Source organism: Streptomyces sp. NRRL WC-3605 (genome assembly GCF_001509795.1).
Lineage (GTDB): Bacteria > Actinomycetota > Actinomycetes > Streptomycetales > Streptomycetaceae > Streptomyces > Streptomyces viridochromogenes.
In genome coordinates this window covers 124,636-150,812 of the sequence record NZ_LLZN01000064.1, presented here as the reverse complement: position 1 = coordinate 150,812, position 26,177 = coordinate 124,636, and the positions used below count along the sequence as shown (strand labels likewise).

Here is a 26,177-nt window from a genome sequence, read left to right as displayed (position 1 = left end):
ACCCGAGTACATCCAGTACGCGGGTCATGCTCCGCCTTGCGATGCACCGCACCGGACGCCGCGAGCTTCCCGGCGAACCTTCCCGGTCACAGCACTAGGGGGTGTCTTGCCGATCAGGCCAGACCCCGCGAGCCCGGCATGATCCGAACGAGATGCCCCAGGTCAGAACGCCGGCTTCTCCCAGACCGACACGTGTGTGCGGCTCTCGCCCGTGAACGGCGTCCGGTTCCAGTCCTCCCACCGGTTCCGCAGCCGCAGCCCGGCGAGCCGCGCCATCAGGTCCAGCTCCGCCGGCCACACGTACCGGAACGGGATGGAGCGGTGCTCCGCCCGGCCGTCGACGATGGTCACGTAGTTCGAGCTCATGGCCTGCGTGGCGGGGTCGAGGACGTCGAACGCCCAGCCGGAGTCGCTGATGCGGAACGGCACCGCGTTCTGCCCCGGCGGCAGCAGCCGCAGCTCGGGCACGCCCACCTCGACGACGAAGCAGCCGCCCGGACGCAGATGCGCGGCCACGTTCACGAAACAGTCGACTTGCGCGTCCTGCGTCGTCAGATTGTTGATGGTGTTGAACACGAGGTAGGCGACGGCGAACTCGCCCGGCACCCGGGTCGTCGCGAAGTCCCCGATCGTCACGCCCACCGCGTCGCCGCCGGGCTTCGCGCGCAGCCGCGCCACCATCGCCCGGGACATGTCGACGCCGTGCACGGGCACGCTCCGCGCGGCCAGCGGCAGCGCGATCCGGCCGGTGCCGACGCCGAGTTCCAGTGCCGCGCCGTCACCGGCCAGCTCCGCCAGCAGGTCGATCGCGGGGTCCACCGCCTCCGGACGGAACATGTCCGCCGACGTGGCGTCGTAGCGGGCCGCGATGGGCTCTCCGAAGTATCCGTCGTCATCGATCACGCCGGGCACCGTACTGCCGGCCACCGCCGAACGGCACACGGTTTTCCACGGGGGAGCGGGCGCGGCGACCGATCCGCGGACGCCCTCTTGACGCCGGGGGCGCGGGGACCGACACTCACCATAGGTTTCCTAGTGAAAAGGTAGGGAAGCATGGGGCGCGCAGGGACGGTCACCGGACGAGTGATCCGTACGCCCCTCCTCACCTCCCGCCGCCACATCGACCTGCAGCGCGTCTGCAGCGCGATCTGACCTCGGAGCGCGGCTCCCGCGACACGACCTCCGAGCGCGGCCCCGCCACCCCCCGCCACGCGTTTGGTCCGCATGCCCCCAGGCATGCCCGCACACCCCACTCCGCCGCATGCCCACGCCCGCCGGACGCCACCCGCCGGCCCCGCCGTATGCCCACACGCCTGCCCAGGGGAGAGCCATGACCGTCGCACCGTCGGCCGCACACCCGTCCACCCGGACCGCCCCCGCCTTCCGCGGCCGCATCGGCAGCGACGCGCGCAGCGGCCACTACGCCGTGCCGCGCCGCTACCGCCTCCACCTCTCCACCGCCTGCCCCGACGGCCTGCGCATCGCCGTCGCCCACAGCCTGCTGCAGCTCGGCGACGTCTGCCCGGCCACCTTCCTGCCCGCGGTTCCCGACTGCCCCGACAGCGGACACACCGCGCTGCGCCCCCTGTACGAGGCGAGCGCCCACCGCTACCCCGGCCCCGCCCTCGCCCCGGTCCTCAGCGACGACTGGTCCGGGCGCATCGTGAGTACGCACGCCCCCGACATCATGCGCGACCTCGACCGGCACTTCGGCGGCTGTCACGCGTCCCTCTACCCCTGCGGCGCCGAGTCCGAGATCGAGGCCGTCGAGCGGATGTGCGCCCAGGACATCGAGGACGCCGCGCAGAACGCGGGCACGGCCGGCGCCGGGCGGGCGGAGCGCGAGGCGGCCCTGGAGACCCTGCTGCGCTCCCTCGGCGCGCTCGACCGCTGGCTGACCGGCCGCGTCCACATGATCCGTGATCAGATCACCGCCGCCGACGTCGAGTTGTGGGTCGCCCTCGTCCAGCTGGACACCGTGCACCGGCACCACCTGGACGCCGCCGCCGTCGAGCGGATCGCCGCGCACACCGCCCTGTGGCAGTACGCCCGCCGGCTGGCCGCCCACCCGGCGTTCGGCGCGCACCTCGACCTGGACGCCATCTTCCGCCGCCACCACGCCCGTTGCCGGGGCCTCGAGGCCGCAGGCGCCGCCGTGCAGATCCTGGACTGGGCGGCCCACACCGCCCACACCGCCCGGACCGCCCCGGAGCCGTCCCGCTCCGTGGACCACCGTTGACATCCCTCCGTTCAACTGGATTGACTACGGCCCAGATCGGTCATGAGTGTCAGCGACAAGCCCTGGCTCGCTGACCGGCAACCCTCGCATCGCGGTGGGGTGCCCCAGGTGACGACCGGACCGGATGACTTCGGTAAGCGCGAGGGCCCGAGCGGCCGGAAAAGTGAGTGACGCCATGGACGCAGCCCCCAGGACGGCCACCGGCCGCCCTCGCGGCCGCGTCCACGCGTACGCCACGCTGTTCGCCGCCGACCGGGCCGTCGATCTGCTCCGCGTGAACAGCGCACTGTGTACCGCACCGGACTGCGCCCGCCGCCGCGGCTGACCTCTCCTCCGCGGCACCGCACCCCCGACGCCCACCGCCGCAGCGGTGTGCCGTCGCCCGCCCCGCCCCGGTGACCGTGCGTCCCCACCTCCCCGGCCCCGCCGTCGACCGGCCGTGCCCGCGGCCGAGGTGTCCACGTCCCCCGGGCCCGTCCGACTCCAGCCGGAGCCCACCATGAGTGAACCCCCAGGCGCCGCCGTCTCCCTGGCCGAGGCGCCGCCGCCCGCCGCCGCCCCGTCCGAACCGCTCACCGCCCAGCGCGTGCTGCCGCTCAGGCGCCCCGGCCGCTGGATCGCCACCGCCGCCGTGCTGGTCCTAGCCGCCCAGTTCGTCCACGGCCTGGTCACCAACCCCTTCTACCAGTGGGACCGCTTCGGCTACTGGTTCCTGCGGCCCACCATCGTCGACGGCCTTCTCGTCACCCTCGAAGTCACCGCCTACAGCGCCGCCCTGGGCCTGCTCGGCGGTGTCCTGCTCGCCCTGGCCCGGCTCTCCCGCAGCCCTGTGCTGCGCGCGGTGAGCTGGGTGTACGTGTGGGCGTTCCGCTCCATCCCGCTCATCGTCGTCCTGCTGTTCCTGTACAACTTCAGCGCCCTCTACAGGACGCTCAGCCTCGGCGTCCCCTTCGGGCCCGCCTTCCTCACCTTCGACGAGTCCGAGCTCGCCACCGACCTCGTCATCGCGGTCGTCGGCATCAGCCTCCACGAGTCCGCGTACGCCGCCGAGGTCGTCCGGGGCGGCATCCTCTCCGTCGACCAGGGCCAGCACGAGGCCGCCGCCGCGCTCGGGCTGCCCAAGGGCTACCAGTTCCGCCGGATCGTGTTCCCGCAGGCCCTGCGCTCCATCGTGCCGAACTACGTCAACCAGCTCATCGGCCTGATCAAGGGCACCTCGCTGGTGTTCTACGTGTCCCTGCTCGACCTGTTCGGTGCCGCGCAGTCCATGGGCTCCACCTACCCCGGCGACATCGTGCCGCTGCTCATGGTCGCCACCGTCTGGTACCTCGTCCTGACCAGCGTCGTCTCCGTCGTCCAGTTCTACGTCGAGCGGTACTACGCCCGGGGCGCCACCCGCTCCCTGCCGCCGACCCCGCTCCAGAGACTGCGGGCCGCCGTCACCGGGCTGACGGCCCGCGCACGCCGGGAGGCCGCCGTATGAGCACCGCCGTCGACGACCACGCGCCCGCCACCGTCCAGGTGCACGACGTGCACAAGTGGTACGGCACCCACCGCGTGCTCAACGGGGTCGACCTCACCGTGCGGCCCGGCGAGGTCACCGTGATCCTCGGCCCCTCCGGCTCCGGCAAGTCCACGCTCCTCCGGGTCGTCAACCACCTGGAGAAACCCGAGATCGGGTACGTCAGCCTCAACGGCGAACCGATCGGCGTACGCCGGCACGCCGGGCGCCTCAAAGAACTCGGCGAGCGGGCCATCCTCGCCCAGCGCGGCAGGATCGGCTTCGTCTTCCAGAACTTCAACCTGTTCCCGCACCTGACGGTGCTCGACAACGTGGCCGCCGCCCCCGTGGCCACCCGCCGGCTCGCCAAGCCCGCCGCGCTCGAACTCGCCCGCGACCTGCTCGCCCGCGTCGGTCTCGCCGACAAGGCCACCGCCTACCCACGCCAGTTGTCCGGCGGGCAGCAGCAGCGCGTGGCCATCGCCCGCGCCCTCGCGCTGCGCCCCGGCGTCATCCTATTCGACGAGCCGACCTCCGCCCTCGACCCGGAACTCGTCGGCGAGGTCCTCGCCGTCATCAAGGACCTGGCGACCAGCGGCACCACACTCGTCATCGTCACCCACGAGATCGGCTTCGCCCGCGAGATCGCCGACCGCGTCGTCTTCATGGACGGCGGCCGGATCGTCGAACAGGGCCCGCCCTCCGAGGTCCTCGACGCACCCCGGCACGAACGGACCAGGGACTTCCTCAGCAAGGTCCTCTGACCTGCCCCCCTCTTTTGCCTCCCCCCACGCCCGCCCACGACCCGCCCCGCACACCCAAGGACGGCCATGCCCACCCACATCACCCGACGTGCCCTGCTCCGCGGCGTCACCGCCGCGACCGCCGCCGCCACCCTCGCCACCGGGCTCACCGCCTGCGGCGGCGAGAGCGACGCCGCCACCTCGACGCAGGACAGCGCCGGCACGGTCACCGTCGGCCGGCTCTCCAACGGCGCCGCCGAGGAGACCACCCTCAAGGTGTCCGAGGTGAAGTCCATCAGCGCCAAGCTGCCCGCCGGCCTGAGGAAGAGCGGACGGCTCGTCGTCGGCTCCGGCACGCTGCCGTCCGGGGCACCACCCCTGGGCTTCGTGGGCAGCGACCAGAAGACCCTCACCGGCTCCGAGATCGACCTCGCGCGCCTGGTCGCCGCCGTCCTCGGACTGAAGCCCGAGGTCAAGCGGTTCACCTGGGAGAACCTCTTCGTCGGCATCGACAGCGGCAAGGTCGACGTCGGCTTCTCGAACATCACCGACACCGAGGAGCGCAAGCGCAAGTACGAGTTCGCCTCCTACCGCAAGGACGACCTGGCGTTCGAGGCGCCGAAGGACTCCGGGTTCCGCTTCGACGGCGACTACCGGACCCTCGCCGGCACCACCGTCTCCGTCGGCGCCGGCACCAACCAGGAACGCATCCTGCTCGAGTGGAAGAGCCGCCTGGAGAAGGAGGGCAAGAAGCTGACGGTCAAGTACTTCCAGGACAACAACAGCACCTATCTGGCCCTGAACAGCGGCAAGATCGACGCCTACTTCGGGCCCAGCCCCAACCTCTCCTACCACGTCACCCAGACCAGCGGCACGCCCCACCCGACCCGGATAGCCGGGCAGTTCTCCGGCGCCGGAGCGAGCCTGCAGGGCCTGATCGCCGCGACCGCGAAGAAGGACAGCGGACTCGCCGAACCCCTCGCCGAGGCGATCAACCACCTCATCGACCACGGGCAGTACGCCCGGTGGCTCGCGGCGTGGAACCTCTCCGGCGAGGCCGTGGAGAAGGCGGAGGTGAACCCGCCCGGCCTGCCGCTCGACAACTCCTGACGACCCCAGACCGGGCCCGGGCCCTCCCCGGCGGAGGGCCCGGCGCCGTCGTACGGACCACAGGAAGGCCACCGACCGTGTCCTCACACCCCGACCCCCTGCACCTCGCCGTCGCCCTGGACGGCACCGGCTGGCATCCCGCGTCCTGGCGCGAACCGGTCGCCCGGCCCCGGGACCTGTTCACCGCCGCCTACTGGACCGACCTCGTCACCGAGGCCGAGCGCGGCCTGCTCGACCTCGTCACCATCGAGGACGGCCTCGGCCTGCAGTCCTCCCATTTCCTCGACCCCGACGGGCGCACCGACCAGGTCCGCGGCCGGCTCGACGCCGTCCTCATCGCGTCCCGTGTCGCCCCCCTGACCCACCACATAGGACTGGTGCCGACCGTGGTGGCCACGCACACGGAGCCGTTCCACATATCCAAGGCCATCGCCACCCTCGACTATGTGAGCTCCGGCCGGGCGGGCCTGCGCGTCCAGATCTCCGCGCGCCCCAACGAGGCCGCCCACTTCGGGCGCCGCGCGATCGAACGCATCGAGCACTACGACACCCCCGCCGTCCACGAGCTCTTCGACGAGGCCGCCGACCACGTCGAGGTCGTCCGCCGGCTCTGGGACAGCTGGGAGGACGACGCCGAGATCCGCGACACCGCCACCGGACGCTTCATCGACCGGGACAAGCTCCACTACATCGACTTCGAAGGCCGCCATTTCAGCGTCAAGGGGCCGTCCATCACGCCCCGGCCGCCGCAGGGGCAGCCAGTCGTCAGCGCCCTCGCCCACGACACCGTGCCCTACGGGCTCGTGGCCCGCTCCGCCGACATCGGCTACGTCACCCCGCACGACGCCGAAGAGGCCCGGGCCGTGGCCACCGTGATCCGCGCCGAACAGCGGGCGGCGGGCCGCGCCGACGAGCCCCTGCACGTCTTCGGCGACCTCGTCGTGTTCCTCGACGACGACCCGGCCGCCGCGCGGGCCCGCCGCGAACGGCTCGACGCGCTCGCCGGGGAGCCGTACACCAGCGACGCACTCGTCTTCACCGGCAGCCCCGCCCAACTCGCCGACCTGCTGCAGGAGTTCCACGCCGCCGGGCTCACCGGCTTCCGGCTGCGCCCCGCCGTCGCCGGCCACGACCTGCCGGCGATCACCCGCGGCCTGGTGCCCGAACTCCAGCGCCGGGGTGTCTTCCGCCGCGCCTACGAGGCCGGCACCCTGCGCGGCCTGCTCGGCCTCGCCCGGCCCGCCAACCGCTACGCCGCCTGAGCCGGAAGGACGCCCGCCATGACCACCTCCTCGAAGCCCCTGAAGCAGATCCATCTGGCAGCCCACTTCCCCGGCGTCAACAACACCACCGTGTGGAGCGACCCCCGGGCCGGCAGCCACATCGAGTTCGGCTCCTTCGCGCACTTCGCGCGGACCGCCGAACGCGCCAAGTTCGACTTCCTGTTCCTCGCCGAGGGCCTCCGGCTGCGCGAACAGGGCGGGAAGATCTACGACCTCGACGTCGTGGGCCGCCCCGACACCTTCACGGTGCTCGCCGCGCTCGCCGCCGTCACCGAGCGCATCGGGCTCACCGGCACCGTCAACTCCACCTTCAACGAGCCCTACGAGGTGGCCCGCCAGTTCGCAAGCCTGGACCACCTCTCCGGCGGACGGTCCGCCTGGAACGTCGTCACCTCCTGGGACGCCTTCACCGGCGAGAACTTCCGCTGCGGCGGCTTCCTGCCGCAGCAGGAGCGCTACTCCCGTGCCAAGGAGTTCCTCGCCACCGTCAAGGAACTCCTCGACTCCTGGCACGGCGACGAGATCGTCGCCGACCAGGCCACCGGCACCTTCCTCAAGGACGCCAAGGCCGGCTCCTTCACCCACACCGGGCAGCACTTCGACATCCACGGGCAGTTCAACGTCCCGCGCCCCCCGCAGGGCCGGCCGGTCATCTTCCAGGCCGGCGACTCCGACGAGGGCCGCGAGTTCGCCGCCGCCGAGGCGGACGCCATCTTCAGCCGGCACGGCACCCTGGAGGCGGGCCGCGCCTTCTACACGGACGTCAAGTCCCGCCTCGCCAAGTACGGCCGCCGCGCCGACCAGTTGCTCATCCTGCCCGCGGCGACCTTCGCCCTCGCCGACACCGACACCGAGGCGGAGGAACTCGCGCGCGAGGTGCGCCGCCAGCAGGTCAGCGGAGCCACCGCCCTGCGGCACCTGGAGTTCGTCTGGAACCGCGACCTCTCCGCCTACGACCCCGACGGCCCCCTGCCCGACGTCGACCCGGACGTCACCGAGAGCCACATCGCACAGGGCCGCGCCCAGGTCCGCATGTACCGGGACCCGATCGCCACCGCCCGGGAGTGGCGCGCTCTGGCCGAGGCGAACAACTGGTCCATCCGCGACCTGGTCATCCACACCGGCAACCGGCAGAACTTCGTCGGCTCCCCGGCGACACTCGCCCGCACCATCAACGAGTACGTCCAGTCCGACGCGAGCGACGGCTTCATCCTCGTCCCGCACCTCACCCCGACGGGCCTGGACGAGTTCGCCGACAAGGTGGTGCCGCTCCTCCAGGAACAGGGCGTCTTCCGCACCGACTACGAGGGCCCGACCCTCCGCGACCACCTGGGCCTTTCCCACCCGGACACGGAGGGGGTACGGCGCCGGGCCTCCTGACCGGGCTGTGGAGTGCGGGATGGTCCCCGCCGATCGCCCACCCGCCGACGCGGCGCCGGTCGGGCCCGCCGCCACCCCCGTGCGGCGGGCCCGACATGGTGGGCCGAACGCCGCGCGAGGAAATGTCCCCGAAGGCGGCGTCCGGCCCTTTCCCCCGGCGCTGGACTGTGGGGTGCGGGTGGGGTCACCAGCACATGGTCGCCGTCTCGCCGGAGCCCCAGGTGGAGTACAGGCGGAGGCGGGCGATGTAGCGGCGGCCCTTGACCAGGCGGGTGCGGACCGTGGCGTTGTGCGGGGTGCCGCCGTCGTCCGTGCCCGCGAGGTAGCGGGGGCGGCCGTCCCGTTCCTCGAAGAGCACGACGAGCGTGTCGGCGTCCCCGAAGGTGCCCACCGTGTACGTGCGCGTCTCCGGCGGCTCGATGGTGAAGTCGGCCTGAGCGCCGGGCGCGAGCCGCAGGGGCACCGAACGGAACGGCACCAGTTCACGCGGCTCGCGCACCGGGTCCGGCGGATACCAGCGGCGGACGAAGTCCTTGTCGGCGGCCGACAGTACACCCGGCGGGTCGAGGCCCGCGCGGAACTGCTCGGGCTCCAGGATCAGCCCCGCCGAGAAGGGGTACTCCATGATCGAATGCGGGTCCCAGACCGACCCGTTGACCTCGTGCGCGTCCAGCTTCCGCAGGATGTTGAACCACGTCTTGTCGCGGCTCCAGAAGTTCGGCGGCCCCGCCAGGTCCGTGTACACCGCCTCGTCGTCGAAGTGGATCCCGGCGAACGGGCTCTGGTGCTCGTGCAGCATGCCCAGCGCGTGCCCGATCTCGTGCAGCGCCGTCCCGCGTTCCCCGGGCGCGGTCAGGTCCCAGCCGAAGTTCATGGTGCGCTCGTCGAGGCCGATTCGCAGCGCGTCCCTGCCGACGGCCGACCAGGAGCCGTCGCCGGTCTGGAAACCGATCCGCAGTTCCGCCTCCGACCGGTCGTCCACCTCCACGAACGACACCCCGGCCCCGAGGTCGCCCCACTCCTGGAAGCACCCGCGCACCACGTCCCGCTGCTCCTTGCCGCCCACCCACGACACCGCCCGCGTGCGGCCCGTACCGGGGTCGGCGATCACGGACGTGTCGGTGTCCCGGTCGAAGAAGCAGTAGTGCAGGACCGTGCCGTTCACCCACATACGGTGCCCGGAGACGAGCGCGTGGAGGCGCCCGGCGGCCAGCCCCGGTGCGAAGGCCGGCGCCGACTGCCGCGCGAGCGAGCAGTAGCGAGCGGTCATGCCCCCAGGGTGCCGTCGCGGCGCCCCGGACGCCTGAGTCGAGGGCTACTCAAGTACCGGTGTATCAGACCTGAGTCACGGCACTCATGATGCCGTGACGAGTTACGAACGCGCGGTGAGGACCCTGGATCCGCCCTGGCCGTTCACCGGCAGGGAGAGTGAACTCGACCTCGTACGCGCATTTTTGGGCGCGGGCCGGGACGGCGTCGTCGTCACCGGACCGGTCGGCTGCGGCAAGTCCCGGCTGGTCGCCGAGGCCACGCGCGGCACCGAGTGCGCTCGGGTGGCCGGCACCCCCGAGACCCGTCACCTCCGCTTCGCCGCGTTCGCGCACCTCGTCCCCGAGGCGGCCTCCCTGCACGACGCCTGCCGGCACCTCTCCGGCGTTCGGCTGCTCCTGGTCGACGACGCGCATCTGCTCGACGACGCCTCCGCCGCCCTCGTCCACCAACTGGCCGTCCACGGCCGCACCCGCCTCGTCGTCGTGACCAGCGACGGCGTACCCGCACCGGCCGCCGTCTCCCGCCTCTGGACCGGCGACCTCCTGCCCCGCCTCACCCTGGAGCCGCTGCCCCGGGAGGACACCGCCCGTCTACTGGCGGGCGCGCCCGGCGCGGCCGGCCTGGAGCCGCTCACCGTGAACCGGCTGCACCACCTGTGCCAGGGGGATCTGCGCCTGCTGCGCGACCTGGTCGGCGCGGTGCGCGCACGCGGCCTGCTCGACCGGGTCGACGGCACGGACGGCTGGGCGTGGCGCGGTCCGCTGCCGGTCACCGCGACCGTCCGCGAACGCACCGCCCGGCTCCTGGACCGGACCTGCCCGGCGGAGTTCGAGACGCTCCAACGCCTCGCGTTCGCCGAGCCGTTGCCCGTGGATCCGGAGCGGGAGGACCTTGATCTCCGGGCGCTGGAGCAGCTGGAGGCCGACGGTCTCGTCCGCGTCGACGACGGGGGCACCGTCCGGCTCGCGCACCCTCTGCACGGTCCGGTCCTGCGGGCGACGGCGGGCCGGCTGCGGGCGCGCCGCCTGTCCCGTACCCCGGATCGCTGCGGGCCCGCCCTGGAGGTCGAGCGGGTCGCTCTCCTCGGCCGGATCGAGCGGGCGGACGTCCGGACCGTGGCCGCCCCGGTGGGGGAGTGGCTGGCCGCGCAGGGCGCACCGCTGCCGTCCCGCTACGCGGCCGTACGCGCCCGCTACGCCCGCCTGCGCGGTGAGCTGCGGGAGGCTGCCGCCTGGGCCAGGGAAGGGCTGCGCGACGGCACCGGCGACGCCGCCTGCCGCCGTGAACTGGTCCTGTCCACTGCGCAGTCGGGGGACACCCCGGCCGCGCCCACGATCACGGGTGGCCGCCCTCACGGGGGTGGGGCGGTCACCCGGCCGGCGGCGGCCGGCGCTCCCGGAGCCACCGTCGGGGACGACGCGTACGACGCCGTCCGCCTCGGTGACCCCGGGCGTGCCGCCGGCCGCCTCACCGGGGTGTTCGCCGCGCATGCCGACGCCCTGGCACGCGGCGACGGCGACGCACTGGACCAGGTGGCCGAACAGCTCCGGGCCCGCGGCTTCCTGCTGTTCGCGGCCGAGGCGCACGCACAGGCGGCCCGGGCGCACCGCGACCCGCGCGCCGCCCGCACCTCGCGCACCCGCGCGGTCGCGCTCGCCCGCCGCTGCCAGGGCGCCCGGACGCCCGCGCTCTCCGGTCTGGCGCTCGGTGAACTCACCGCCCGGCAACGGCAGATCGTCGACCTGGCGGCCGTCGGCCTCAGCAACCGGGAGATCGCCGAGAAGCTCACCCTGTCCGTCCGGACCGTCGGCAACCACCTGTACAGCGCCTACGCCCGCCTCGGCGCGAACGACCGGGCCGCCTTGCCGTGGCTGCTGTCCACCCAGGACGCGTGCCCGGCCTGAGAGGGCCCTCGGCGGTCCATCGGACGCCGTGAGGGCCCACGCGCGGCCCGACCGGAACCCCTCGGGTTCCGGCGACACGGGGCATCGGCGACGGGCCGGGCACGCGGCGCGTCGGGCGAGCGACCGGGCGCACGCCGCCACAAGCCCGCCGGCCGGTCGTGGCTGCCGGCACTCCACGATGCACGCCCGGCCGTCGCCGGCTCGGCCCCTCAGGCCGCTCCGAACGCCGTGAAAGCCCAGCCCGTCGCCCTGTGCAGGGCGTCGTCCGGGAGCGCCGCCCGCGCGTCGCGCAGGGCCTCCGCCAGGGACAGACCGGCGTCCAGGCCCTTGTGGAGCGTCAGCATCAGCGGCACCACCGCGGCGTCGTTCACGGGTGCGCTGCACGCCACCACGCCCGCCGTGCCCAGCGGCAGCAACGCGGTGACCAGACCCAGGAGTTCGTCCGCGCCGACCGACGCGAAGCGGGCGGTGTCGCAGCAGGACAGGATGATCCGGTACGGGCTGCGGTCCAGCCGTTCGAAGTCGTGCACGACGATCGGGCCGTCCGCCATCCGCAGCGACGAGAACAGCGGGCTGTCCGCCCGGAACGCGCCGTGCGCCGCGATGTGCGCCAGCTCGGCCCCGTCCAGTTCCTCCAGGACCCGCGGCACCCGCGCGTCGGCGTGTTCGAGGACGACCGCGCCGCCGTACCGGACGGCCAGGTGCGGCACCTCGGCGCCGCCCGTCGCCAGCCCCGGCCCGCGCACCAGCACATGCCGGCCCCGCCGGGGCGGCTCGGTCTCCCGGGCCCGCAGCCAGCTCGTCGCCGACGGCGACACGCTCACCACGCGCTCCCGCAGCGACGGCAGCAGCGCCCACGGCACCCGGTGCAGCCGGGCCGGCGGCACGACCACCACGGGACCGTCGCCCAGGTGGGCCGCCGCGGGCCCCAGCAGCAGCTCCTCCAGACGCCGCCCGGCGGCCTCCACCACAGGCAGCCGCGCCTCCGCCCCGGGATGCGCGAGCCGCCGCAGCCCGGCCTGGACGTGCTCGGCCTCCACCTCCGCCTCCGCGAGCAGCCCGGCCTCGAACCGGCGCACCCGGCCCTGCCCGCACAGCAGCACCTGGACCCGGCCGTCCAGCACGGCGAGCTCGACCAGCCGTACGCCGTCCCCGAGCCGGTCCAGCAGCCGCCCGGGATCGAAGCGGTGACCGTCGCCCGGCGCGTCGCCCCGCATGTGCAGCGTCCGGGCGCGGATCTCCCGTTCCAGGCGCCGCTGTTCGCGCTCCAGCGCGGGCACCGGGCGGGCGTCCATCCGGGCGGCCTCGGCGCGTGCCGCGATCTCCCGGAACGCCGTGAGGTCGCTCTGGAGCTGAGGGTCGGCCGGTGGCCTGGTCGGGGGCGCCGACAGTGCCGACGCCCGCCAGCGCTCGCTCCACACCAGCAGCCGGCGCGGCCCCCCGGTGTCCAGGCTCGCCTGCTGCGCCAGCGCCGCGAGCTCCGCGCCCTGCGCGCTCGCCCGTGCCCGCAGCTCGGACGCGCCCAGCGTCATCCGGTGCGCGTCCAGCACGTCGAGGCCCCGCCGGCACGCCTCCAGCACCCCGCGCCCCGACCCGGCCGCCCGGGCCCGCAGCGCCTGTGCCGCCCAGCCCGTCATCCGGGCCAGCGGCGGCCCGCTGCGCCGGCTGCGGGCGGCGAGCGCCAGATGCCGTTCGGCGTCGGCCCGCCAGCCCAGCCCGAGCGCGATGCGGCCCGCGAGCAGCGACGCCTCCGGTGCGGCGGGCGCGCCGAAGGACGCCAGCCGTTCGGCGACCGCGGCCGTGTCGGCGACCAGCCGGCCCGAACTGCGTCCGGCGGCCACCCGCGCCTCGATGAGCACCAGCCGGGCGTGCGCCTCCCACCAGGGCCGCCGCTGCCCCGTGAACAGCCGAACGGCCATGTCGGCGCGCGCGATCGCGGTGTGCGCGTCGCCCGCGAGCCGGGCCGCCGTCGCGGCCGACAGCAGCAGTTCCGCCTTGCGGGTGGACTGCCCGCCGATGCGGTCGAGGACGGCGATCGCCGCGTCCGCCTCGGCGAGCGCCTCCGGTGCCAGACCGGCGGCCATCAGCACCTCGCAGCGCCGGATGCTGAGCATGAACGTCGGCGTGCCGAGCTTGGCGTAGCGCTCCTCGGCCTCGTCGAGGAGGCGCAGCGCTGCCGGTATGTCGCCGGACCGGAACGCGGCGAGCCCCCGGCTCTCCACCGCGTCCGCCTTGTCGTGCTCCTGGCCGGTGGTGTCCCACAGCGCCTCGGCCGCCGCGAAGTCGGCGTCCGCCCGGTCCACCGCGCCGAGCGCCAGATGCACGGTGGCCCGCAGCGTCAGGGCCCGCGCCGTCCAGATCACGTCGTCGGCCTGCCGCAGCACCGGGACCGCCCGGCGGACGTCCTCCAGCGCCGCCCGGTGGTGCCCCAGGACCCAGCGGGCGTAGGCACGCCGGAACAGCACGCGGGCGCGCGTATGCCCGCTGACGCGCTCCACCCCGCGCTCCAGCGCGGCCAGGCCCTGCTGAGTGCGCCCCGCGTGCACCAACGCGACCCCGAGCGCCGCCAGGACGTCGGCCTCCCGCTCGGCCGACTCCGCGCGGGCCGCGAGATCCCGGGCACGCCGCAGGTGGTGCAGGGCGATCCGCATGTCGCCCCAGTCGCGCTGCCAGATGCCGATCACCTGATGCGCCACGGAGGCGTGCAACGGCGACGGATCGGCGTCGAGCACACCCTCCGCCCTCGCCAGCGCGTCGTTCGGGGCCGCGAACACCATCGGCAGCAGTTCGAGAACCGAGTCGCTTCCCGCTGTCACTCCACGGATGGTAGTTGCCCCGGAACCGGACCACACGGTTTGTCGCTGTATCAATCAGCCGTCCCACGGCTCTGATTGACGACCGTCGCCCCATCGGGAGGACACCCATGGCACCACAGCGATTCCACGAGCAGTTCGAGCAGATCCAGCGCTCCATGCCCGACGTCCCCCTCGCGATGGGCCCGGACGACTCGGCCGAGTTCATCTACGAGAAGGGCTATGTGCTGGTCCGCGACGGCGAGGACGCCGCCCTCGTCGAGGACACCGTCCGCGCGCACTTCACCGCCCAGCCCGAACTCGTGCAGGACCACGTGCGCCGCGCGAGCCCCCGCACCAACCGCTCCGGCATCACCCGCATCCAGGTCGGCGACCCCGGGGAGGGCGACCGCGCCGGCGACCGGCCCGTGGCGCACGCCCTGCGCGCCCTGCGGGAGGTCGAGGGCCGCGCCGGACGCCGGCTCGTCAGCCGCAACCACCTGGTGTCCATCGCCGTCAACTCCTGCCCGGGCGACGAGCCCGTCCCCGTCGGTCAGGGCGAGGGACTCAACCCGGCCCCTGTCGAGGGCACTTGGGACGCGGACAGCGCCGTCGGTGTCCTGGTCGTCGACACCGGGCTCATGAACGACTTCCGGTCCTCCCCGCTGCTCGCCCACACCGACGGCGACGCCCAGATCCAGGAGTGCGACGACGACGGCGTCCTCCAGCAGTACGTCGGGCACGGCACGTTCATCGCCGGACTCGTCGCCGCGGTGGCACCCAACACCTCCATCACCGTGCGCAACAGCCTCAACGACGCCGGCGCCATCCTGGAGTCCGAGTTCGGCGAGAAGCTCTTCGAGGCCGTCGACCAGGGCGGCTGGCCCGACATCCTCAGCCTCTCCGCGGGCACCTCCAACGGCCGCACCGACGGACTGCTCGGCATCGAGGCGTTCATGCGCGAACTGCGCGGGCAGCGCACCCTGCTCGTCGCCGCCGCCGGCAACAACGGCAGCGCGACGCCGTTCTGGCCCGCCGCCTACGCGGACCTGCCCGACTACCAGGACGCGGTGCTTTCGGTCGGGGCGCTGCGCGCCGACGGCGAGTTCGGCGCCTGCTTCAGCAACCACGGCGCCTGGGTGAAGGTGTACGCCCCCGGCGAGCGCCTCACCAGCGTCCTCACCGGCTTCGAGCAGCCGATGCCCTACGTCTACCAGCACTCCACCTACGACGCCTGCCGCTACGGCTTCGGCTACTCCTGCACCTGCCAGTCGCCGCGCCACACCGGCGTGCTCAGCGAGCAGGACCCCGCGGGCAAGCCGGACCAGGTGACGTTCGACGGCCACGCGCACTGGAGCGGCACCTCGTTCGCCACCCCGCTCGTCGCCGGGATGATCTCCGCGCACATGTCCGCGCAGGCGGAGAACGACCCGCGCGTCGCCCGGTACAAGATGCTCGCGGCGTCCTCCGGCTTCGCGGAGGTGCGCGGGGCGCACGTGCCGGCGCTGCGCCCCGCGACCTGGCGCCCCGTGCCCGTCGGCCTTCCGGCCGCCCGGTGATGACGGTCGGAACGGTCCACTCCGCGGCGTACGATGACGTGTCGTACACGAGGGGTGGAGTTGTGGACCGTGCAGACGTCGGCGCGTTGGTCCGGTCCGCCGTGGACGGCGACGCGGCGGCCTGGAAGGCGCTCGTGGAAGGGCTGAGCCCACTGGTGTGGTCGGTGGTGCGCGCCCACCGGCTGGGGGACGCCGACGCCCATGAGGTGTACCAGACCGTGTGGTTCCGCTTCGCCCAGAACCTGGGGCGGATCCGGGAACCGGAGAAGGCCGGCTCCTGGCTCGCCAGCACCGCGCGGCACGAGAGCCTGAAGGTCCTCAAGAGCCTGCGGCGGCTGACCGTGACGAGCGATCCGCAGCTGCTGGACCGGGTCAGCGAGGAGCGCACGCCCGAGCAGTCGGTCCTCGACTCGGAGGAGGCGGCCGCCGAGAGCGAGCGGATCCGCTGGATGTGGCAGGAGTTCGAGGAACTGGGCGACCGCTGCCGCCAGTTGCTGCGGGTGCTGATGGCCTCGCCGCCGCCGAGCTATCAGGAGGTGTCGGCCGCGCTGGGCATCGCCGTAGGCAGTATCGGACCACTGCGCCAGCGCTGTCTGCGCCGGCTGCGGGCCCGACTCGACGCACGGGGGGCACGATGACCGACGACATGCCGGAGGGCCAGGAGCCGTTCGGAGAGGACGAGTTCGACGGGGGCCCGCTGGAGGCGGAGCTGCGCCAGGCGGCCGCCATCCTCGATCCCGTGCCCGCGCAGCTGCGGGAGATCGCCGTCGCGGCCTTCGCGCTGCACGACCTGGACGCCCGGATCGCCGGGCTGACGTTCGACTCGGTGGTCGACGCCATCCCGGTGAGGGGGGCCGAGGACGTCCCGCGGATGCTGACCTTCAGCGCCGGCGAGGTGACCGTCGACGTGGAGGTGACCGCGCAGGGCCTCATGGGGCAGGTGCTGCCGCCGCGGCCCGCCCGTATCGAGGTGCTGGGCGGGCCGCAGACGGCCGTGACGGTCGACGCCGACGCCATGGGCCGCTTCTCCAGCGACGCCCCCCTCACCGGCCCGTTCGCCCTGCGGCTGCGGACCGGCGCGGAGGTCGTCGTCACGGAGTGGACACGGGCCTGAGCCGGGGGATCAGCGTGTGACGGCGTCCACCAGCGCCGCCAGCGCGCCCGCGAGCCGGGTGAGTCCGGGACCTGCCGGACCGCCCGGCTCCGTCATGTACGTGTCCCGCCGGATCTCGACCATCAGGGCGGACACCCGCGGGTCCTCGCCGTAGAACTCCAGCGGCACGTACGTGCCCGCGAACGGGCTGTCCAGCCCGGTCTCCCCGCACGGCGCGAACGCCTCCCGCGCGGCGGCGAGCAGGGCGGGCGGCGTGTGGAAGGAGTCGGTGCCCAGGCACACGGGCGGCCGGGGGCCGTCGGCGTGCAGCTCGTACGGCAGCGGGTCGGCCGGGTAGGAGTGCACGTCGACGATCACGGCCCGGCCGGTGGCGGCGAGCCGGTCGGCGACGGCGTCCGCCATGGCCTGCGCGTACGGCCGGAAGTAGCGCTCGACCAGCGGCTCGGGGTCGGTGCCGTCGGGCCGCAGCGGTTCCCGGTGCGTGGTCCGCGTGTACACGGCGCCCATCCCGACGGCCAGCATCTCCTCCCGGTCGTCCGGGAAGCGCTCGGGATCGACGACGAGCCGGGACAGTCGGTTCACGAACCGCCACGGGGTGACACCGGCCGCCCGGGCCGCCGCCTCGGCGATCGACGCCGTGTGCGCGTCGGTGATGTGGTCCAGCTCCCGCTCCAGCGCGGCGTCGTCCAGGACGATCCCGGACCGCACGCCGGCCGGTATCTCCCGTGACGAGTGCGGCACGTGCAGGATCACCGGGGACTCGGGGTCTCCGGGGAGGTGGTCGAACGAGGGCGGCACGACGCTCATGCGCTGCTCCAAAGGTGCTGTCGGTGAGGTACGACGATCAAGGTGTCACACGCCACTGACAGCGGCCCCGGCCACGCGGGACGGTTGGGGCACGGTCCCGGCGCACGGGACGGTCCGGACACGGCTCCGCCCCGGCCGGAGGGACCGGCCGGGGCGGAATCGTGGGCGGGTGCGTCAGCTCAGGGACGCGAGCGCCTCGTTCCACGTGGCGGACGGGCGCATGACCGCGGCAGCCTTGGCCGGGTCGGGCTGGTAGTAGCCGCCGATGTCGGCCGGCTCGCCCTGGACCGAGTTCAGCTCCTCGACGATCTTCTGCTCGTTCGCCGCGAGGGTCTCGGCGAGCGGGGCGAACGCCTTGGCGAGGTCGGCGTCGTCGCTCTGGGCCGCCAGCTCCTGCGCCCAGTACAGGGACAGGAAGAAGTGGCTGCCGCGGTTGTCGATGCCGCCGACGCGACGGGTCGGGGACTTGTCCTCGTTGAGGAACGTCGCCGTGGCGCGGTCGAGGGTGTCGGCGAGGACCTTCGCCTTGGCGTTGCCCGTCGCCGTCGAGAACTGCTCCAGGGACGGCACCAGCGCGAAGAACTCACCGAGGGAGTCCCAGCGCAGGTAGTTCTCCTTGACGAGCTGCTGGACGTGCTTCGGCGCGGAGCCGCCGGCGCCCGTCTCGAACAGGCCGCCGCCCGCCATCAGCGGCACGACCGACAGCATCTTGGCGCTGGTGCCCAGCTCCAGGATGGGGAAGAGGTCGGTCAGGTAGTCGCGCAGCACGTTGCCGGTGACGGAGATGGTGTTCTCGCCGCGGCGGATGCGCTCCACCGACAGCTTGGTCGCCGCGACCGGGTCGAGGATCCGGATGTCCAGGCCCTCGGTGTCGTGCTCCTGCAGGTACTGCCGGACCTTGGCGATCAGCTGCGCGTCGTGGGCGCGGGTCTCGTCCAGCCAGAACACCGCCGGGTCGCCGGTGGCGCGGGCACGGGTCACGGCCAGCTTCACCCAGTCGCGGATCGGCGCGTCCTTGGTCTGGCAGGCGCGGAAGATGTCACCCGCGGCGACCGGCTGCTCGATCAGCACGTCGCCCTTGCCGTCGACCAGGCGGACCGTGCCGGCGGCCTTGACCTCGAAGGTCTTGTCGTGCGAGCCGTACTCCTCGGCCTTCTGCGCCATGAGGCCGACGTTCGGGACGGAGCCCATGGTCGACGGGTCGTAGGCGCCGTTCGCGCGGCAGTCGTCGATCACGGCCTGGTAGACACCGGCGTACGACGAGTCCGGGAGGACGGCGAGGGTGTCGGCCTCCTGGCCGTCCGGGCCCCACATGTGGCCGGAGGTGCGGATCATGGCCGGCATGGAGGCGTCGACGATGACGTCGGACGGCACGTGCAGGTTGCTGATGCCCTTGTCGGAGTCGACCATCGCCAGGGCCGGGCCCTCGGCCAGCTCGGCGTCGAAGGACGCCTTGATCTCGGCGCCGTTCGCCAGCGACTCCAGGCCCTTGTGGATGCCGCCCAGGCCGTCGTTCGGGGACAGGCCCGCGGCGGCCAGGTCGGCGCCGAAGCGCTCGAAGGTCTTCGGGAAGAAGGCGCGCACCACGTGACCGAAGATGATCGGGTCGGAGACCTTCATCATCGTGGCCTTCAGGTGCACGGAGAACAGCACGCCCTGCGCCTTGGCCTCGGCGATCCGCGCGGTGAGGAACTCGCGCAGCGCGGCCACGTGCAGCACGGACGCGTCGACGACCTCGCCCTCCAGTACGGGGACCGACTCGCGCAGCACGGTCGTGGTGCCGTCCTCGGCGACGTGCTCGATGCGCAGCGCGCCGGCCTCGGAGACCACGACGGACTTCTCGGTGGAGCGGAAGTCGTTCTCGCCCATGGTCGCCACGTTCGTCCTGGACTCGGAGGTCCAGGCGCCCATGCGGTGCGGGTGGGTCTTGGCGTAGTTCTTCACCGAGGCGGGGGCACGGCGGTCGGAGTTGCCCTCGCGCAGGACCGGGTTCACCGCGGAGCCCTTGACCTTGTCGTAGCGGGCCTGGATCTCCCGCTCCTCGTCGGTCTTGGGGTCGTCCGGGTAGTTCGGGAGCGCGTAGCCCTGGCCCTGGAGCTCGGCGACGGCGGCCTTGAGCTGAGGGATCGACGCCGAGATGTTCGGCAGCTTGATGATGTTGGCCGCGGGCGTCTTGGCGAGCTCACCGAGCTCGGCGAGGGCGTCCGGGATGCGCTGGTCCTCGGTCAGGTACTCCGGGAACACCGCGATGATGCGTCCGGCCAGCGAGATGTCCCGCGTCTCCACGGGAACGCCCGCCTGCGAGGCGTACGCCTGGACCACCGGCAGGAAGGAATACGTCGCCAGGGCCGGGGCCTCGTCAGTGTGCGTATAGATGATGGTCGAGTCAGTCACCGGGTGCTCCGCTCCACGTCTGCAACATTGCTCGACATCAAGATATCTCGTGACCGACCCGTCCTCGACAGGGGTCCGGTCACGGGCGCCGGATGCCGTGCGGGGGCCCGAGCGGTCCCCGTCCGGATCCACGCAAACGGACGGATGGCCTCCGTGCAACCTGATCGCGCGGTCCGGCAGTCATGTAGGGAGATCACCGACCGGCGGCCGGTCCTGACCACCCGGCCGCCCCAGCGAAGGCGGACCATGAGATATCGCACCCGAGTGACGGCCCCGGCGGCCGCCCTCATCGGCACCGCGGCGGCCCTGGCCGGCGCTCCCTCGGCCCAGGCCGCACCGACGGCGGGGGAGCCGGCGGCCAGGAAGAAGTCCGGCACCCCGGGACCGGAGACCCTCGGCGACCGCGTCTACCCGGCCCTGGGCAACGACGGCTACCGCGTCAGCGCCTACGACCTCGACTTCTCCTACGACCCCGCGACCCGCCTGGTCGACGCGAAGGTCACCCTGCGGATCCGCACCACCCAGGCGCTGTCCCGCTTCGCCCTGGACTCCCTCGGCCTCGACATACGCTCCGTCCGCGTCGGGGGCCGCGCGGCGACCTTCGAGCAGGTGGAGGAGAAGCTGCGGATCACGCCCGCACGGACGCTGCCGGACAAGTCCTCGGCGACCGTGTGCGTGGAGTACTCGGCGGACCCGCGCCGCATCCCGCAGCCGCTCACCGGCTGGGTCGACACCCTGGACGGGTTCGCGGTGTGCGGCCAGCCGAACCTGGCCCACACCGTCTTCCCCTGCAACGACCACCCGTCCGACAAGGCCGACTTCACCTTCCGCATCACCGTCCCGGCCGGCCTGCGCGGCGTCGCGAGCGGCCTGCTCGTGCGCACCGAGACCCTGTCCGGCGGCCGTACGGCGTACACCTACCGCTCGCGCGAGCCCATGGCCACCGAACTGGTGCAGATCACGGTCGGCGACTACGTGATCAAGGAGCGGCAGGGCCCGCACGGGCTGCCGCTGCGCGACGTCGTCCCCGCCGCCCGCGCCGCCGCGCTGGAGCCGGCCCTCGCGCTGACGCCCGGCCTGGTGGAGTGGCTGGAGGCGCGCCTCGGCGCCTACCCGTTCGAGACGTACGGACTGCTGCCCTGCAACTCCGACGCCCCGAACGCCTTCGACTTCACCGGCCTGGAGACCCAGACCCTCACCCTGTACAAGCCGAACTACCTGCTCCAGGAGGAGTCCAAGATCGGCTCGCACATGATGCACGAGCTGGTCCACTCCTACTTCGGCAACAGCGTGAGCCCCGCCGACTGGGCCGACCTGTGGATCAACGAGGGGCACGCCGACTTCTACGGCCTGCTCTACCGCTACGAGCGCGGCTGGACCGACTCCCTGGGCCTCTCCACCATGGAGGCCCGGATGAAGAACACCTACGCCCAGGGCGACCAGTGGCGCCGCACCTCCGGGCCGGTCGCGGCCCCGAACGCCGCCAACCTGTTCGACAGCCAGCGCTACCTCGGCGGCGTCCTCGTGCTGTACGCGCTGCGCAACCTCGTGGGCGAGGCCACCTTCAACACCGTGGAGCGCACCTTCCTCGCCCGCTACCGCAACGCCTCGGCGTCGACGGAGGACTACATCGCCGTCGCCTCCGAGGTCGCGGGCCAGGACCTCGGCGGCTTCCTGCGGGACTGGCTGTACGGCACGAAGACGCCGCGGATGCCCGGCCACCCGGACTGGACGGTCACCCCGGTGAGCGCCTCGCTCGCCCCGGGCCGCCGCTCGACGGCCCGGAGCCACGACAACTCCGCGACCCTGTAGCGACGGTCAGTCGAGGCGGACGGGAGCGATCTCGTCCGCCTCTCCGGGCACCCGCTGCTGCGGGATGGACACCGTGCCCTGCTGGATCGCCACCGTCCGCGTGGGCGCCGGGATGCGGATGCCCTCGCGGCGGTAGCGCCGGTGCAGCCGTTTGATGAACTCGTGCTTGATCCGGTACTGGTCGCTGAACTCGCCCACACCGAGGATCACCGTGAAGCCGATCCGGGAGTCGCCGAAGGTGTGGAAGCGGATCACCGGCTCGTGCTCCGGCAGCGCCCCCTCGACCTCCTTCATCACCTCGGCGACGACCTCGGAGGTCACCCGCTCGACCAGGTCGAGATCGCTGTCGTAGGCCACCCCGACCTGCACCAGGATCGTCAACTCCTGTTCGGGACGCATGAAGTTGGTCATGTTCGTCTTCGCGAGCTCCCCGTTGGGGATGACGATCAGATTGTTGGAGAGCGCCCGGACCGTCGTCTGACGCCAGTTGATGTCCTCGACGTAGCCCTCCTCGCCGCTGGCGAGCCGGATGTAGTCGCCGGGCTGGACCGTCTTCGAGGCCAGGATGTGGATGCCCGCGAAGAGGTTCGCCAGGGTGTCCTGGAGCGCCAGCGCCACCGCGAGACCACCGACGCCCAGCGCGGTCAGCATCGGCGCTATCGAGATGCCCAGCGTCTGCAGCACCACCAGGAACCCGATGGCCAGCACCAGCACCCGGGTGATGTTGACGAAGATCGTGGCGGAGCCGGCGACCCCCGGGCGGGACTGCGTGACCGACCGCATCACCCCGGCGATCCCGCGCGCCGCCGCCAGCGTCACCACGAAGATGAGCACGACCGTCAGCGACTGGTTGACGTGCCGCTGCACCGTCCGGGTGAGGGGCAGCGCCGCGCCCGCCGAGGCCGCGCCGCCGAGGAACGCCGCCCACGGCACCACGGTCCGCAGCACGTCCACGATCAGGTCGTCACCGCTCCAGCGGGTGCGGTCGGCGTGCTTGCGCAGCCAGCGGAACAGGACGCGCAGCGCGAGGGCCGCCAGCAGGCCCGCCGCGAGCGCGATGCCGCCCATCACCAGGTCGTCCACCGTGAGCGCGCGCTTCACCGGTCACCTCCGGCGTGGAGGGCGGCGGCCGACGCCGTCGACGCCGGCGCGATATGAGGTCTCGTCACGTTGTCCCCTGCTCGATTCCGTGATGTGCCGTCGCGCCGCCCCTGTCGTCCCCCGTGGCCGGCGCGCGGGCTCATCCTGCCGTATCGCGCACACCAGTTCGTGCCACGTGGCGGCCCCACAGACCGCTTCCGGGCATTCTCCCCGGAACACCCGCCGCCTTCGAGGGGCGACGGGGGCATCGGTGTCGTGCGCAGGCGCAGTCGGGGCGCGCGCCCGGCGTCCGTGCCCCGGGTCAGCGGTCCGTGAACGACCCGTGCCGGCCGGCGCCTGCGGCGAAGCGGGCGGCGCCCTCCATGCCCTCGGCCAACACGCTCATGCCGTACCGGAGTTCACCCCGCATCGCGGCCGTCTCGCCGAGCCCCTCCTGGTCCAGCACCGACGCCCGGTCGGCCCGCAGGCAGTCCTGCGGGAACTCGGCCAGGGCGGCGGCCAGTTCCTCCGCCTCGGCGCGGGCCCGCCCGGCCGGCACGACCCGGTTGGCCAGTCCGATGGCGTGCGCCTCCGCCGCCGGCACCGGCCGCCCGGTCAGGATCAGGTCCATCGCGCGGCTCGTACCGATCAGCCGGGGCAGCCGTACCGTGCCGCCGTCGATCAGCGGCACGCCCCAGCGGCGGCAGAACACGCCGAACACCGCGTCCTCCTCGGCGACCCGCAGATCGCACCACAGGGCCAGTTCGAGACCGCCCGCCACGGCGTGCCCGGCGATCGCCGCGATCACCGGCTTCGACAGCCGCAGCCGCGTCGGCCCCATCGGGCCGTCACCGTCCTCGGCGACCCGGTTGCCCCGCCCGCTGCCCATCGCCTTGAGGTCCGCGCCCGCGCAGAACGTGCCGCCCTCGCCCCACAGCACCGCCACCCGCGCCCCGTCGTCCGCCTCGAACTCCCGGAAGGCCGCGGCCAGTGCGGCGGCCGTGGGCCCGTCCACGGCGTTGCGTACCTCCGGACGGGAGAGGACGACGGTGGTGACGTGCCCCTGACGCTCGACGCGGACCGGCATGGCGGGGTCCTCTCCCTGTCTCTGGACGGATCTCGTACGGTACTGAGCGGTCGCTCCGCCTTCCACCGGGGATCGCACACCTGCCCGGATCGTGTCGGCCTTGACCTCAACATTGCTCGAGGTCCTACGTTTCCCGCATGAGCATGGAAACGACCGCCTGGACCCAACTGCACAGCGTCATGAATGCCGAACGGGAGACCCGCCCGTTCAGCCGCGTCACGCTGCGCCGCATCGCCGTCTTCGCCCGCCCCCACCGCCGCCGGATCGCGCTGTTCGTCGTGCTGGGGGTGCTGACCGCGCTGCTCGCCGTCGCCACCCCCGTCCTCGCAGGGGACGTCGTCGACACGATCGTCAACGACGGCGACGAGGCCGCCGTCGTGCGGCTCGCCCTCCTGATCGCCGCGATCGCGGTCGCCGAGGCGGCCCTCGGCATCCTCGGCAGACGCCTGTCCGCCCGGCTGGGCGAAGGGCTCATCCTCGACCTGCGGACGGCCGTCTTCGACCACGTCCAGCGCATGCCCGTCGCCTTCTTCACCCGCACCCGCACCGGGGCGCTGGTCTCCCGCCTCAACAACGACGTCATCGGCGCCCAGCGCGCCTTCAGCAACACCCTGTCCGGCGTGGTCAGCAACCTCGTCACCCTGGTCCTCACCCTCGCCGTCATGCTCACCCTGTCCTGGCAGATCACCCTGCTCTCCCTGGTCCTCCTCCCGGTCTTCGTGGTCCCGGCCCGGCGCATGGGCCACCGCATGGCCCGCATGCAGCGCGAGGCGGCCACGCTCAACGCGGCCATGGGAACCCGGATGACCGAGCGCTTCTCGGCGCCCGGCGCCACCCTGGTCAAGCTGTTCGGACGCCCGGAGCAGGAGTCGGAGGAGTTCGCCGCCCGCGCCCGCCGCGTCGCCGAGATCGGGGTGCGCACCGCCACCGCCCAGTCCGTGTTCATCACCGCGCTCACCCTGGTCTCCGCCCTGGCCCTCGCCCTCGTCTACGGCCTCGGCGGCTGGTTCGCGCTGCGCGGCACCCTGGAAGCCGGCGCCGTCGTCTCCCTCGCGCTCCTGCTGACCCGGATGTACGCGCCGCTCACCGCGCTCGCCGGCGCCCGCGTCGAGGTCATGAGCGCCCTCGTCAGCTTCGAGCGCGTCTTCGAGGTCCTCGACCTGCGGCCGCTCATCGAGGACAGGCCGGACGCCCGGGACGTCCCCGAGGGTCCGGTGTCCGTCGAGTTCGACGACGTGCGCTTCGGCTACCCGTCCGCCGACAAGGTCTCCCTCGCCTCCCTGGAGGAGGTCGCGACCCTCGACACCCGCGGCGGCGACGAGGTCCTGCACGGCGTCTCCTTCCGCGCCGAGCCCGGACAGACCGTCGCCCTCGTCGGCTCGTCCGGCGCCGGCAAGTCCACCATCGCGCAGCTCCTCCCGCGCCTGTACGATGTCGACGCGGGCGCCGTGCGCCTCGGCGGGGTCGACGTGCGCGACCTGAGCGCGACGTCCCTGCGCGCCGCGCTCGGCATGGTCACGCAGGACGGCCACCTCTTCCACGACACCGTCCGCGCCAACCTGCTGCTGGCCCGCCCCTCGGCGGACGACACCGACCTCTGGGACGCACTGCGCCGCGCCCGTCTCGACGCCCTCGTCCGCTCCCTGCCCGACGGTCTCGACACCGTCGTCGGCGAGCGCGGCTACCGCCTGTCCGGCGGCGAGCGGCAGCGCATGACGATCGCCCGGCTGCTGCTGGCGGGCCAGCGCGTCGTCGTCCTCGACGAGGCCACCGCCCACCTCGACAACACCTCCGAGGCGGCCGTCCAGGAGGCCCTCGCCGAGGCGCTGGAGGGACGAACGGCCCTCGTCATCGCCCACCGCCTGTCCACCGTGCGCACGGCGGACCTCATCCTCGTCGTCGAGGACGGCCGCATCGCCGAACGCGGCACGCACGAGGAGCTGTTGGCGGCCGGCGGGCGCTACGCCGAGTTGTACCGCACCCAGTTCGAGCAACCGCTTTCGGCCAAGCTCGGCCCACAGACCCCTCAGGAACCAACAGACAACGACAGCATCATTGCCTCGACGCGGTCGGCGACCTAGGGTGCGTTCGGTTTCCCCA

At 73.1% G+C, this 26,177-nt stretch carries 21 protein-coding genes and 1 riboswitch; of the genes, 14 read left to right on the top strand and 7 right to left on the bottom strand.

Annotated features, from left to right (window positions below):
* Nucleotides 1-162: 162 nt before the first annotated feature.
* A complete protein-coding gene (locus ADL34_RS21495) occupies nt 163-903 on the bottom strand; it encodes a class I SAM-dependent DNA methyltransferase (protein WP_062671194.1) in 741 nt (246 codons plus the stop codon).
* A gap of 150 nt (nt 904-1,053) precedes the next feature.
* Here ADL34_RS21495 and ADL34_RS37125 point away from each other — a divergent pair, with 150 nt between their 5' ends.
* The 8 genes from ADL34_RS37125 (at nt 1,054) to ADL34_RS21465 (ending at nt 8,256) form a co-directional block, all read left to right on the top strand.
* On the top strand, nt 1,054-1,152 hold the full coding sequence (locus tag ADL34_RS37125; protein ID WP_324610578.1) for a putative leader peptide: 99 nt from the start codon (nt 1,054-1,056) through the stop codon (nt 1,150-1,152).
* Between the two features lie 178 nt (nt 1,153-1,330).
* On the top strand, nt 1,331-2,239 hold the full coding sequence (locus ADL34_RS21490; RefSeq protein ID WP_062671159.1) for a glutathione S-transferase C-terminal domain-containing protein: 909 nt from the start codon (nt 1,331-1,333) through the stop codon (nt 2,237-2,239).
* 38 nt (nt 2,240-2,277) lie between these two features.
* Nucleotides 2,278-2,385: riboswitch (SAM riboswitch) on the top strand.
* Nucleotides 2,386-2,414: 29 nt separating this feature from the next.
* Nucleotides 2,415-2,564 (top strand): hypothetical protein, encoded by a 150-nt coding sequence (locus ADL34_RS36165; RefSeq protein ID WP_159038958.1) that lies wholly within the window; start codon nt 2,415-2,417, stop codon nt 2,562-2,564.
* 174 nt (nt 2,565-2,738) lie between these two features.
* Nucleotides 2,739-3,722: an amino acid ABC transporter permease gene (locus tag ADL34_RS21485; protein WP_062671157.1), complete on the top strand. Its 984-nt coding sequence runs from the start codon at nt 2,739-2,741 to the stop codon at nt 3,720-3,722.
* Nucleotides 3,719-4,504 (top strand): amino acid ABC transporter ATP-binding protein, encoded by a 786-nt coding sequence (locus ADL34_RS21480; protein ID WP_062671155.1) that lies wholly within the window; start codon nt 3,719-3,721, stop codon nt 4,502-4,504. The genes ADL34_RS21485 and ADL34_RS21480 overlap by 4 nt, the downstream gene beginning before the upstream one ends.
* A gap of 66 nt (nt 4,505-4,570) precedes the next feature.
* Complete coding sequence (locus ADL34_RS21475; RefSeq protein WP_062671153.1) at nt 4,571-5,593, top strand: ABC transporter substrate-binding protein; 1,023 nt, start codon at nt 4,571-4,573, stop codon at nt 5,591-5,593.
* A 77-nt stretch (nt 5,594-5,670) separates the two neighbouring features.
* Nucleotides 5,671-6,855, top strand: a complete 1,185-nt coding sequence (locus ADL34_RS21470; RefSeq protein ID WP_062671151.1) for an LLM class flavin-dependent oxidoreductase — start codon at nt 5,671-5,673, stop codon at nt 6,853-6,855.
* Nucleotides 6,856-6,873: 18 nt separating this feature from the next.
* Nucleotides 6,874-8,256, top strand: a complete 1,383-nt coding sequence (locus tag ADL34_RS21465; RefSeq protein WP_062671148.1) for an NtaA/DmoA family FMN-dependent monooxygenase — start codon at nt 6,874-6,876, stop codon at nt 8,254-8,256.
* A gap of 184 nt (nt 8,257-8,440) precedes the next feature.
* Here ADL34_RS21465 and ADL34_RS21460 read toward each other — a convergent pair whose 3' ends face one another.
* Complete coding sequence (locus ADL34_RS21460; protein ID WP_062671146.1) at nt 8,441-9,526, bottom strand: M12 family metallopeptidase; 1,086 nt, start codon at nt 9,524-9,526, stop codon at nt 8,441-8,443.
* Between the two features lie 94 nt (nt 9,527-9,620).
* Here ADL34_RS21460 and ADL34_RS21455 point away from each other — a divergent pair, with 94 nt between their 5' ends.
* Nucleotides 9,621-11,432: a LuxR family transcriptional regulator gene (locus ADL34_RS21455; protein WP_062671144.1), complete on the top strand. Its 1,812-nt coding sequence runs from the start codon at nt 9,621-9,623 to the stop codon at nt 11,430-11,432.
* Between the two features lie 209 nt (nt 11,433-11,641).
* Here the strand turns inward: ADL34_RS21455 and ADL34_RS21450 are convergent, their stop codons facing one another.
* Entirely contained in the window at nt 11,642-14,209 is a 2,568-nt protein-coding gene (locus ADL34_RS21450) for a CHAT domain-containing protein (protein ID WP_062671142.1), read from the bottom strand.
* A gap of 146 nt (nt 14,210-14,355) precedes the next feature.
* Here ADL34_RS21450 and ADL34_RS21445 point away from each other — a divergent pair, with 146 nt between their 5' ends.
* The 3 genes from ADL34_RS21445 (at nt 14,356) to ADL34_RS21435 (ending at nt 16,897) form a co-directional block, all read left to right on the top strand.
* Complete coding sequence (locus tag ADL34_RS21445) at nt 14,356-15,783, top strand: S8/S53 family peptidase (RefSeq protein WP_062671140.1); 1,428 nt, start codon at nt 14,356-14,358, stop codon at nt 15,781-15,783.
* A gap of 62 nt (nt 15,784-15,845) precedes the next feature.
* A complete protein-coding gene (locus tag ADL34_RS21440) occupies nt 15,846-16,421 on the top strand; it encodes an RNA polymerase sigma factor (protein ID WP_062671137.1) in 576 nt (191 codons plus the stop codon).
* Nucleotides 16,418-16,897, top strand: coding sequence for a hypothetical protein (locus tag ADL34_RS21435; RefSeq protein ID WP_199835607.1), 480 nt, complete (start codon nt 16,418-16,420; stop codon nt 16,895-16,897). Before ADL34_RS21440 ends, ADL34_RS21435 begins: the two co-directional genes overlap by 4 nt.
* A 9-nt stretch (nt 16,898-16,906) precedes the next feature.
* Here the strand turns inward: ADL34_RS21435 and ADL34_RS21430 are convergent, their stop codons facing one another.
* Complete coding sequence (locus tag ADL34_RS21430; protein ID WP_062671135.1) at nt 16,907-17,704, bottom strand: N-formylglutamate amidohydrolase; 798 nt, start codon at nt 17,702-17,704, stop codon at nt 16,907-16,909.
* Between the two features lie 174 nt (nt 17,705-17,878).
* The gene (locus ADL34_RS21425) at nt 17,879-20,098 is read right to left on the bottom strand and encodes an NADP-dependent isocitrate dehydrogenase (protein ID WP_062671133.1); all 2,220 of its coding nucleotides are present in this window, start codon (nt 20,096-20,098) and stop codon (nt 17,879-17,881) included.
* A 246-nt stretch (nt 20,099-20,344) separates the two neighbouring features.
* Here ADL34_RS21425 and ADL34_RS21420 point away from each other — a divergent pair, with 246 nt between their 5' ends.
* Nucleotides 20,345-21,910: a M1 family metallopeptidase gene (locus tag ADL34_RS21420; RefSeq protein ID WP_062671131.1), complete on the top strand. Its 1,566-nt coding sequence runs from the start codon at nt 20,345-20,347 to the stop codon at nt 21,908-21,910.
* A gap of 6 nt (nt 21,911-21,916) precedes the next feature.
* Here the strand turns inward: ADL34_RS21420 and ADL34_RS21415 are convergent, their stop codons facing one another.
* Nucleotides 21,917-23,011 carry a mechanosensitive ion channel family protein gene (locus ADL34_RS21415; protein WP_062671129.1) on the bottom strand — a complete coding sequence of 365 codons (1,095 nt, stop codon included), beginning with the start codon at nt 23,009-23,011 and terminating at the stop codon, nt 21,917-21,919.
* 301 nt (nt 23,012-23,312) lie between these two features.
* Nucleotides 23,313-24,077: a crotonase/enoyl-CoA hydratase family protein gene (locus tag ADL34_RS21410; RefSeq protein WP_062671127.1), complete on the bottom strand. Its 765-nt coding sequence runs from the start codon at nt 24,075-24,077 to the stop codon at nt 23,313-23,315.
* Between the two features lie 143 nt (nt 24,078-24,220).
* Here ADL34_RS21410 and ADL34_RS21405 point away from each other — a divergent pair, with 143 nt between their 5' ends.
* Nucleotides 24,221-26,158, top strand: a complete 1,938-nt coding sequence (locus ADL34_RS21405; RefSeq protein WP_234375066.1) for an ABC transporter ATP-binding protein — start codon at nt 24,221-24,223, stop codon at nt 26,156-26,158.
* Nucleotides 26,159-26,177 lie beyond the last annotated feature (19 nt).